The 9,209-nt window shown below is 35.0% G+C and carries 4 protein-coding genes; 1 reads left to right on the forward strand and 3 read right to left on the reverse strand.

Features of this window, described 5'->3' with window-relative positions; genetic code table 11:
- Positions 1–473: 473 nt before the first annotated feature.
- The 3 genes from F6K40_RS04650 to F6K40_RS04660 all read right to left on the reverse strand — a co-directional run bounded on the left by F6K40_RS04650 (position 474) and on the right by F6K40_RS04660 (position 6,306).
- Positions 474–2,639: a CHASE2 domain-containing protein gene (locus F6K40_RS04650; RefSeq protein WP_293132041.1), complete on the reverse strand. Its 2,166-nt coding sequence runs from the start codon at positions 2,637–2,639 to the stop codon at positions 474–476.
- 2,165 nt (positions 2,640–4,804) lie between these two features.
- Positions 4,805–5,677, reverse strand: a complete 873-nt coding sequence (gene btpA / locus F6K40_RS04655) for a photosystem I biogenesis protein BtpA (RefSeq protein ID WP_293132128.1) — start codon at positions 5,675–5,677, stop codon at positions 4,805–4,807.
- A 452-nt stretch (positions 5,678–6,129) separates the two neighbouring features.
- Positions 6,130–6,306 (reverse strand): hypothetical protein, encoded by a 177-nt coding sequence (locus F6K40_RS04660; RefSeq protein WP_293132044.1) that lies wholly within the window; start codon positions 6,304–6,306, stop codon positions 6,130–6,132.
- Between the two features lie 1,058 nt (positions 6,307–7,364).
- Between F6K40_RS04660 and F6K40_RS04665 the strand changes: the two genes are divergently transcribed.
- Positions 7,365–8,336, forward strand: a complete 972-nt coding sequence (locus F6K40_RS04665; protein WP_293132048.1) for an SGNH/GDSL hydrolase family protein — start codon at positions 7,365–7,367, stop codon at positions 8,334–8,336.
- Positions 8,337–9,209: the final 873 nt, after the last annotated feature.

The raw sequence follows: 9,209 nt of genomic DNA on the forward strand, positions 1-9,209 counted from the left end.
ATGGGCTTATGATTATAGAGATTTAGCTACAAATAGTAGCTTTAAAGGGTAAGCCCACAATATAATATTCATTAGTTATAATATATCAGTATATACACTGTTATATAACTATACAATCCGCATTTGTACTGATTTTTTGGAGATGTCCAAAATATTAACCGACTCAAATCCGGTAATTAATAGTCATAGAGTCATCTAATCAACCTAGAAATATAGTCAAGGTTAAGTTTAAATAGGAACGAAGTTATTTAGTGAGCTATAGAAACATTCATTGATCAAGCTCAAAAACAGGAAACTTCCAGAAATGACTATAGTATAAATATTGACATACTCCCGACGCTCCCCTACGGGAGAGCGCGGGACTTCCCACCGGGGAAGTTAAATTTTAATGTTAAGTATTATTGCGCAGGAATTATGTTGTGCTAAAGCTTTATTTTAAATGGTCATTGAAATATAATCAAGCCTTTATTGAATTAAAGTAATTTTTTATGCTGTTTCTTGTCTTCGTACATAGCAGTATCAGCGCAGTTGATTAGCTTATCGATCTCTTCAGCATCAAGAGGATACAAACTAATCCCAATACTGGTTCCCACAGATAAAGTATTGTTTTCTAGTTGAAAAGGTTGATTAATTGTATGGCGAATTTTGTTAGCTACTTTGGAGGCTCCAAGTTTTCCAGGAATACCTGGTAAAATTATAGTAAACTCATCACCTCCAAGTCGAGATACTGTATCACTTCCTCTTAAGCACCCTTGAAGTCTTTGTGCTACTTCTTTTAATAGTAAGTCTCCTATAAAATGACCCAAGTTATCATTAACAGCTTTAAATCCATTAAGGTCTAGAAAAAGTAAACCAACCATTTGATCGTTCAAATTTGCCCACTCAATAGCTTGACTCAAACGCTCATAAAATTGCTGACGGTTGGGCAATCCTGTGAGAGGATCGTGATTAGCTTGATGATGTAAAGTATCTCCTAATAGTTTTAGTTTGGCATTATCTAACTCTAATCTGATTGCTGCTTCTTTCAGGTTTTCCTCCATTTTTTTTCGTTCAGTAATATCTCTAATTACTCCTACTAGAAATAAATTTCCTGCTGCATCTTGATGGAGAGTTCTTTTAGTAGCAATTATATGAGTAATTCCCTGAGCATCTGTAAAATATTCTTCATTTTCCTGTTGTTGATTAGTTTTAAATACTAATTCATCTTGTTCCCAAAATACATTAGCTTCATTGGGAGGAAATAATTCATAGTCTGTTTTAATTAGTAAGTTTTCTACAGGGTAGCCAATAAATTTACCATAAGCTTCATTCAAAACAATGCGACGATGATATTTATCTTTAACAAAAATCGGGTCAGGAATTGCATTAATAATTGACTGTAAAAATTCTGTAGATTTCTGCCATTCTTCTTTTAAATGAGCAAGATGAAACATAATCATAGCAGCAGAACTACCAAGAGAAAATATAGAAGGAATTACCGGCAACCACCAACCATAATAAATAAAGCTAACATAAGAAATTCCTGTAAGACCAATACCGATAAATAGTGTTATTAAAATAGATTTTTTTTGTAATAATAATTGCCAGCTTAAATTAGCACCTATCCAAGAAAAAACAATAATCAATAGCCATTCTACAGGTTCGGGTAAAACTTTAATATTGGCTCTACCATCAAGTGCTGAACTCAAAATCTGACTCAAAAAATTAGCTTGTAGTTCTACACCAGATATTTTTTGTGGAGGGGTAAATAAACGAGTGCTATAAGAATTGAGGTGAAAATCTTTGACACTTAAAGCAGTATAACCAATAAGAATAATCTTATCTTTGAATAATTTTGGAGAGATATTCCCAGAGAGTAAATCATTCATGGTAACTGTATGAAAGCTACCTTGTTTTCTGGGATTTGCTAAAAATTGATAGCCACCTGCATCAGCTCTAATATAAGCTCCATCATTTATTTTTAAACGATTAAATACTCCTAAACCTAACTGCAAATCATTAGATTTATTAGCTGCTTTTGGTTCAATTTCTTCTCGTTTAAGGTAACTTAAAGCAAGTTTTAATGGAAAACTTTCGCGAAATTTGTCATTTTCTGGAAAGATATAGAGAAAGCCACGACGAATGATTCCATCAGCATCTATAATTAAATTGTTGAATCCTACTTGTTGTTTTTGATTTAAAATAGTAGGAGCTTTGATTCCCAAACTATTCTCCATTCCTATTTTTTCAATACCAATTATATTAGGGATATTTTCTAGAGCTGTTACTATTTTTTCATGGCCTGGTTCTTGAGGTGAATCACGATATATATCTAAACCAATAACGCGAGGTTGAAGAGAATGTAACTTTTGCAGTAATTCAGCTAGTAATTGATCGTTAATAGGGTGGCCATACTTTTGTAGATCTGCTTCAGTAATTTCTACAATTACAATACGAGAGTCTAATGGTTCTATAGGCCGTAAGCGAAAAAAATTATCATAAAGTCCCCATTCCCAAGTTTGCAAAAGACCTAATGAGCGCAAAAGTATGACGATACCAGCGGAGGTTGATGTTGTTATTAATACTCGGCCGTTTTTTAATAACCAGCGCTTAATAGTTTTCAGAATGGGATTTTTATTTGTAGTGAAAAGTTTTAACATTTGTAAATAATATAAAAAAATCGCTTTTTTTAGGGAAAAATTATAGTCATTCCAGTTTAGATTGATACGAGGTTTTCTTGCTGTGAAAGGGTTTTCGGTAAAAAAGTGTTTCATTCTTATTTGAAATAACTATAGCTTTGAATCAGTAGAGTTAGAGATTATATATGCACCCTATTATTAATTAAATTGTGATTTTTATTTGCTATTATAGCCTATAGATATTTACCGAATAATGAATAATGAATAATGAATAATGAATAATTAGGGGTTGCTGATTAAATCAGAAAGTATTTACAGATCAAGGTTTTAGCCTGTAATGGTATTTAAAAAGTGCCAGCTTTTAGGTAACTCAGGCTCAAAAAGTTAGTATTAAAGGCTCACACTTGACAGAAAAAATAACGGACATTCTTCCGACTCCCTCCTCTAAACTTCCCGTAAATTCTGAGGACTGAGGACTGAGGACTGACTCCTCCCCCTACCAAAAAAACTTTTTCAGCAAACCCTAATTAATAATTACCTCTCCTTGAAACTGATAGGATTGACTAAAAGGAAAATTTTTATTTATTATCCCCTATCCAAGGGGAGGCTTTAAACCAAAATTTTTCGGTAATTATCCATTATTGAAAACAGCATTCTTTGCTTAATTGCTGCCAGAAAATCTATAGAGTGAGTAGATGGTAAACTTGTCAAGTCAAGTAATATAAATCCAGTAAAAGAATTTTGTAGATGTACTAGATTCAAGGTACTTCAAGGTACTTCAATTTACCTTAAATATTCTGTGTAGCTATATTTGTAACTTTCAGATAATTAGAACAGATAAATAAATATTTTAATATTTTAATATTTTAATATTTTAAATCTCTAAAAAGTATAAAATATATCGGTTATAACATTAATGAATGAGGTAAAGTATTTTTTTATTCCTGCTTCTGTGTTCTCTTTTTATGATTCCCTAAAATTCAAAATTTGTGTATTAAATTAACCAATCCTTCTATTACAGAAGAGGTAATAATTAATTATTAATTATTGAATATAGACCTCTTGCAAAAGTTTTAATTAAATCAGTTTAAGACATGAAATAAACAATTTTATCCCCCTATTCCCTATTCCCTATTTCCATACTTCTGCAAGAAGTCTGAGGCATTAATGCTATTCTTACCGAAACAATTAAATAATTAAATAATTAAATAATTCAGGTTTAAAGCCTCCCCTTGGATAGGGGCAAAAGCGGTCGTTTTGCTACGCATAACTACGTTAACGCTGCGCGACATGAAAAGCGGAGCTTCCCGTAGGGAGGGATGCCGTTAGCGTTAGCGCAGCTCCTCTGTAAGAGGAAGCGGCTCTGCATTCTTCGGGTCTCCTTCCCTCCGGGACGCTACGCGTTATATGTCGCGGAGCGTTAACGCAGTTTTGCGCTAGCTAAACGCCATATCCAATCGACCAAGAGAAATCAATTTTTTCCTAAAGCGTCAATCCTCTCCCTAAAAGGGAGAGGTAATTATCCATTATCCATTATCCATTATTGAAGTGGTACTTCAATTATCAAGTAATTAACACAGACGCACGGAACCTTTTTGATAATTATTAACAAGGAACGTGTTAATTATTCTTATGTTTACTTTTTTCTAGGAAATTAGCATTCAACTGACCTACGTACTCCTCCACTCCCCTGCTCAAGAAAGTGTAGAAAAGTTTTTGAGAAATTGCATAAGTACCACATAGATAGCTTTGTGCCAGAAAAATTCACCAAATCACATTGGCTTAATTTTTTATATTTGAAGTGATATAGCCTATTTTTTGTAAATTTGGTATGGTGAATGATGGTGGAGCAAGGCAACAAAAAGAAAGAAAAAGAAAGGGAAAATCCACTCACTTCAAGGAGTGGATTATATTGACATACTCCCGACGTTGCCCTTACGGGACTTATAGGGATTCTTCAGTCTGGGAAACCCTGACCGCTGTTTAAACAGAGGTGATGTCCTCCCCCTGTGTTGACATTGATAATAACAAAATGCTCCTAAAAGTGTCGAGGGCATATAAACGTTTAGCTTATGAAGGTATCCGAATCCGGGCCCAGGCTTTCATCCCGACGCTCCCCCTCCCCCCTTTCCAAGGGGGGTTAGGGGGGATGGAGAGCGCGGGACTTCCCGCCAGGAAAGTTAAACTTAGACTTTTTTAATAGGGGAAGGTGAATTTATGATTTCTGCTTCCCGATTCTGATAATCTTTTCCCTTATTTGATACAGTCCTCCGAGTTGCTTCTACAAACTGACTCACACGAATGGGGTCTATTGGTTGGTCGATTTTACCATGTCGCTTCAGGGAGCTAGACACAATGACCCCATCTGCAGCTTGCATTAAGGTAGAAATGTTTTCCCAGTTTGCACCACTACCGATAAATACTGGGGTGTCTACTGCTGCTGCGCTAGCTAATTCTAAATCTTCCAAAGTAGGAGGGCTTCCTGTGGCCCAACCAGAAAGAATCACCCCATCAGCGAGACCACGTTCAATAGTTTCTTGGACGGCTGTAGTGAGATTTGGCGAACCCAGGGGCCGGGCGTGTTTGACTAAAACATCTGCAAAGATTTTGACATCACTACCCAATTCTCGACGATAGCGTAAAAGTTGATGTGCTATGCCCTCAATTAATCCTTGGTCTGTGGCCATAACTCCAGTCAGGACATTCACACGGATAAATTGGGCTTCCACACAAGAAGCGATCGCCATAGCACTTTGGCCATCATTACGCAAAACGTTAATTCCTATTGGTAGAGAAACCAAGTTCATAATCTTTTGTGTTAATAGTGTCATTGCACTAACTACAGCCGGATCTACTTGGTCTTTAACGAAAGGAGCATCAAAAAAGTTTTCTACTATAATGCCATCTACACCTCCTGATACAAGGGCTGTGGCTTCTCTTTCTGCTCTACTGATAATTGCTTGGAGGTCACCTCCCCAAAGGGGTGAGGTGGGCAGAGGTTGTAAATGTACTACCCCAATGATTGGATTTCTGGTTTGAAATATTTGCTTTAAGTCCACGGGTTTAACTGAAACCACGGTTATGTGACGTTCACTCACCATCAACCGCAAGGGGTATAAAAGGAGTTTTTCAACTTTGCAGTTAGCAGCTCTCTGTTTCAAGGGCTGAGTAAGGTTTAAGCCTCCACAGACAGAAACGATGAGAACCACCGCTGTTTAGCATCAGAAATTATGGCGACTCACAAAGACGCTCAATACGAGCTTTACCTTTTCATGGGTTGACGCTTGAATTGCTCAATTGAATGCCATACTCGTGTTGTCTATGTGCTATTACAGGTGCTTTTTAGCGCTACTCCTGATAGGGCCTATTTTAACATATTGTCGGGATCTTGAAGTGCCATGCACGGCAATTCTTCTCCCTTTAATTGAAAGATTATCAAATCAAAGATTATAAAGGAAGTACCCTTGCTGGATCGAGACTGAATAATTAAACCAATTTACTTACTCTACAGCTAAAAATATACTAAAAATTTGGGTAGTCCTGCTGAGGAATGGCGAAGAGTAAATACATAAGTTTTGTAATTTCTTCCCACACCTCCCACACCTCCTACACTTCCCACACTCTCTCTACCATTCCTCAGCACCACCACCAAAATTTGATTTCTGTATGGCTTTGTTGTAATAGCCACAGAACATCCGTTCCGCTTTTCGGTTGTCCCCGACATGAAAGGTGAACCTAGTGGCAGCTATATCACCCTCTTTCTATAGATTGATGCGCTACCATTTATTGGCCAATAGTTAAAGCGCTCAAAGCCTTTACAGGTAAAAGTTTCAGCCTTTTTTTTAATACCGAAGATAATAGATTTATTTATTGGACAATAGTTGTAGAAGTATGAAGTACAAGGATCTTGTGCGGAATCCATAAGTTTTCATACAACAAAGCCTTTCTGTATTGCAATTTTAAGTCAAACCCAATTGTACTTAAAATTATCTTAAAAATTATCAAAAAATTGCCAAAATACTATAGTAATCCTATTTGATTTGTGTAGAAACATCTTACCGCTTTTCGGGAATAGGGAATAGGCAATGGGCAATAGGGAAGAGTTTCAGAGTTTATTTCGAGTTTTTAAATTGTTACAACCTATTTAGGATTGCTATTTACTCAACAGCTATGGTTTAGAAGCAATTTAGTTATAATTGATTTGTGGTTGGGTATTATACCAAGCGTGAAAAAAGAATGTTACGAATAGTAAGGGCAATATAAAGACTTTATCGGATATGTTCCTTTGAGTAAAAAGCTAAGTTATGAACTAAGAAATGGTATTGAAGATATTCCCATACGACTCCTTTAGGGCGGTTTCCTTTCCTGCGGAATGCTACGCAAACGGAATGCTCCGCAAACGCGAATCGCTCCTACGACTCCTAAAAAATTCCTTAGTGCAGGATGGCAGAAATAACTGACCAGTTACATGCTTGCCTTAAGCCTCACTAAGCAAGAATTTTGAATTTTGAATTTTGAATTTTGAATTCCGCCTAGCGGCACTAGCTATTTGTAGCAAACATTTATCAATTTGGTATTTTATATAGAAATTATGATATTTGTGAGGTCTAAAGTTTGAGGTTTTAGGAAACATTTTAAGTGAGAATAGGAGGATAGGGAAAAAAAGATTGATAACTATAAAATTTAAAACTAAATCATTGAAAGTAAAATTAATAATTGGCAGAATTTATTAGGAATTTTAGATTAGTGAAAGCTCTATTCATATTTTCAGCAATTATAATTTGTTTATTGGGGATACTAGAAATAGGACTGCGCTTGGTCGTTGGTTTTGGCAATCCTCTGACTTATAATGCAGATAGTAAAATTGGTTATCTTTTGACACCAAATCAAAAGGTGAGTCGCTTTGGAAACCGGATAAGAATTAATCAGTATTCTATGCGTTCTGAACCGATAGAAGAGTCAAGAGAAAATACTATATTGAGAATACTTTTATTAGGAGATTCTGTGGCTAATGGTAATTGGTGGACAGATCAAGATGACACAATTTCTGCAATTATAGAGAAGCAATTAAATGAAAATAATGGTAAAGATAAAACTGTTGAAGTTCTTAATGCTTCAGCTAATTCTTGGGGACCTAGAAATGAACTTGCTTATTTAGAAAAGTTCGGTTTATTTGATTCTCAAACTATAGTATTACTGATTAATACTGATGATTTATTTGCTAAAGCACCTAGTTCATTAGTGGTAGGAGTAGATCGGAATTATCCAGACAAAAAACCTCCTTTTGCCATAGCTGAAGCGATCGCTCGTTATTTATTACCAGCACCAAAAGTTCCTGAAATTAAGGAAGAAGGAGACAGGGTTGGTTTGAATTTAGCAGCAATCAAAAAAATCCAGGAAATTACTAATCAAAAAAATGCTAAGTTTATCTTAGCAATGACTCCTTTACTTCGGGAAGTAGGTGAACCAGGACCTCGTGATTATGAAATTAAAACTCGTCAACGTTTGGAGAATTTCACCTTAGCTGAAAATATTACATATCTAGATTTATTACCTATTTTTAAATCTGTCTCAGAACCTGCTAATTTGTATAGAGACCATATTCATCTAAGTCCTGAAGGCAATCGAGTTGTTAGTGAAAAAATTAGTAAGTCAATTATTATACCTCTCCGGAAAAGAGGGAACAGGGAACAGGGAACAGGGAACAGGAAGAAATAATTGATAATTTATGGATAAGAATTGATTTTATTTTTTATTTTCGGAGATGTCTATTAATCATAATCAGTTTTGATGCAGAAATTAGAAGTCTTTTTTGTTATAAGTTATTAGACTTCTCCAGAAAATAGGGAATAGGGAATAGAGAATAGGGGGAAATAATTAATTATTTATCTAGGATAATTGATTTGATTTTTGATTGTTGGAGATGTCTATTAGTTATCAGTACCAATTGCTGAAGCTCTAGACTTGAAAGGGCGTTTTTAACTAATTTTTTAAATCTTTCCTACTCAATAACTCCTAATAATAATTATTAATAGATTTCTGGCAGAAGTTAGGGAATAGGGAATAGAGAATAGGGGGAAATAATTAATTATTTATCTACGATAATTGATTTGATTTTTGATTGTTGGAGATGTCTATTAGTTATCAGTACCAATTGCTGAAGCTCTAGACTTGAAACGGCGTTTTGAACTAATTTTTTAAACCTTTCCTACTCAATAACTCCTAATAATAATTATTAATAGATTTCTGGCAGAAGTTAGGGAATAGGGAATAGAGAATAGGGGGAAATAATTAATTATTTATCTACGATAATTGATTTGATTTTTGATTGTTGGAGATGTCTATTAGTTATCAGTACCAATTGCTGAAGCTCTAGACTTGAAAGGGCGTTTTTAACTAATTTTTTCAACCTTTCCTACTCAATAACTCCTAATAATAATTATTCATAGATTTCTGGCAGAAGTTAGGGAGTAGGGAATAGGGAATAGGGGGAAATAATTGATTATTTATCTAGGATAATTGATTTGATTTTTGATTGTTGGAGATGTCTATTAGTTATCAGTACCAATTGCTGAAGCTCTAGACTTGAAA

The sequence above is a fragment of the Okeania sp. SIO3I5 genome, from assembly GCF_010672085.1.
Lineage (GTDB): Bacteria > Cyanobacteriota > Cyanobacteriia > Cyanobacteriales > Microcoleaceae > Trichodesmium.